The sequence below is a fragment of the Hymenobacter terricola genome (genome assembly GCF_017921975.2).
In the GTDB taxonomy this organism is placed as follows: domain Bacteria; phylum Bacteroidota; class Bacteroidia; order Cytophagales; family Hymenobacteraceae; genus Hymenobacter; species Hymenobacter terricola.
Genome location: NZ_JAGEMO020000181.1, coordinates 1 through 1936 on the forward strand (window position 1 = coordinate 1; position 1936 = coordinate 1936).

Annotated in this window: 4 protein-coding genes; all 4 read right to left on the reverse strand. The window is 42.3% G+C overall.

The features are described 5' to 3' along the window. Positions 1 to 206, reverse strand: a 206-nt coding sequence (locus J4G38_RS28145; RefSeq protein ID WP_226164118.1) for a hypothetical protein, incomplete at its 3' end; no start/stop codon positions are given. An 82-nt stretch (positions 207 to 288) separates the two neighbouring features. Continuing rightward, positions 289 to 1152 carry a phosphoadenosine phosphosulfate reductase family protein gene (locus tag J4G38_RS28150; protein ID WP_226164120.1) on the reverse strand — a complete coding sequence of 288 codons (864 nt, stop codon included), beginning with the start codon at positions 1150 to 1152 and terminating at the stop codon, positions 289 to 291. Positions 1153 to 1164: 12 nt separating this feature from the next. Further along, positions 1165 to 1506: a hypothetical protein gene (locus J4G38_RS28155; protein WP_210522242.1), complete on the reverse strand. Its 342-nt coding sequence runs from the start codon at positions 1504 to 1506 to the stop codon at positions 1165 to 1167. 123 nt (positions 1507 to 1629) lie between these two features. After that, positions 1630 to 1936, reverse strand: a 307-nt coding sequence (locus J4G38_RS28160) for a hypothetical protein (RefSeq protein WP_226164122.1), incomplete at its 5' end; no start/stop codon positions are given.

Here is a 1936-nt window from a genome sequence, read left to right on the forward strand (position 1 = left end):
GAAATGTTTCCCGTGTAGCTCATCGTTATCGCATCCATCAAATCAGAGCAAAGATAGATCATGGTCATGCACTGCGCTGCCTCGTCTATCGTCAAATAATCGAGGATAAGACTGGTGTCTTTTTCTAACCTGGTTGTTGCTGCCGCCCGTACGACATTGTAATCAGTTACTTTCATTTTCAATCGTTTTGTTTGTTTATAAATCATCCATCAATCCAATTGCAAATCTCGACTCGCTTTAGATATTCCATATATCCATCAGGAATCAGAATTACCCGCAAGAGCCTTTTTAGGTGTCGGGTTTAGGTAAAAGCGATAAAACATCTTCGCGGTTTATGTTAAAATGTTTGGAGAGGATCGCCCATGGATTATTAGGGAATAGCCCGCAAAATGTCTGCCTGAACTTTTCATATCCGTGGTTACTATAGAAAAGGTTGTGCACAAGATTCAGTGCAGCATCATCTGCAGTACGGTTGTGTTTCATGTGAAAGATGATGCCCCTCCTTAAAATTTGTTTGAGTAATTTCGGATAGTGGTAAAAGTCCCCTCTACCTCTATCGCTTTTCAAAGGGCACCCGATACAACCTAACCGTTTAGTAACGTCGAACTGTCCACATTCATCATAGTAGAGTGGGTGCATTTCAATCGAGTGTTCCTGCACTAATTCACGTTCATCATCATCTGTAAACAAGAGTAAAGGAAAAAATCTATTCGTGAACACTTTCTTTGTGTAATAGTATATATCGTCAAAATCAGAATAGCAATTATTCCGCTTGATTGATTCGCCTTTCCGAATACCAAAGAAAACATAATCAGCGTAGTATTTTTCTTTCAGTTCTTTGCAGCAAAATCTCCGAAACATCGTTGGAAAACCTCGCTTTTCAACTAGTTCAAGGAAAGAGACTCTACCTCTAACAATCTTGCAACCTTGTTTTTTGCAAAAAGAAATGGTGCCAGGAGGGTCTATAGTTGTGTTGTTATAGTACAAGTCGACTTTTACGCCCGCCTCTTTAGCAAGAAAGTTTAGGATCACCGAATCTTTGCCACCTGAAAAAGCGAGTGCACAGTTATGTTGTGAAGCTATCGCCTTAATGAATCGGACGGCTTGTTTAACCTTATCAGTTGTTTCTATTTGAACATTGCAATTTTCCATTTGGGTTTTGATTTATAAATCTCGATTAAGTAATTTCAAACCATATATCAAGTAAAGTTCAGAATTAATCGTAAGAGCCTCTTTCAGTATCGGGGTGGTATAGTTGTCCACCTGAATCAAATAAAGGCCGTGGCGGTACCATTCTGCCCTCGTACGAGCACGCACGCGCCCGCCTGCGGGCGTGGGCGCGCATTCCGTCGGCGCACGCGCGAGGTGAAAGCCTTTATCTATCGGCATTTCGGGTGTGTTGATGTTGGTAAAGGCATTGGAATTCCACTGCGGTATTACTGTACCGCAGTTCCCAGGCAGAAAATCGAGCCAGGAACTAGAAAGCATCGAGCAAATCTTCACCATGGCCACACATTAAAGAATCAGCCCAAACCTTTTGATTGAGGTACGGGCAATACACGAAGCCACCAATTGGCTCGCTCCACAACTCTTTGCACATACGACATCGTCTAACATTCAGAGTATCGTCTACCATATCTCTTTATCTTTGATTAGTCTGTGAATCTCTTCCGCTTTCTCTAACACGGTCTGATAGTCCCATCCCGTTCGTGTAGCGATGGCCAAACGAATTTGGTTTATCTCGTCTGCTGATCCTGATTTAGTCAGTTTGGACAGTTCACGTCTTTGCATATAGTCTATAACGACATCACAAGCCTTTCGCAAGTCCATATCAGGATGATGCTCACGATATTTTATTAGCTGGTGTAAGAGGCCATTCACCCGGTCGTTTGAGTAATCAAGTCTCGGCAGACCATCCATTTTATAAAACTCTCGG

Coding starts and splice junctions, on each gene's coding strand:
- J4G38_RS28155 (WP_210522242.1), bottom strand. CDS start 1,506: ATGGTGAAGATTTGCTCGATGCTTTCTAGTTCCTGGCTCGATTTTCTG.
- J4G38_RS28150 (WP_226164120.1), bottom strand. CDS start 1,152: ATGGAAAATTGCAATGTTCAAATAGAAACAACTGATAAGGTTAAACAA.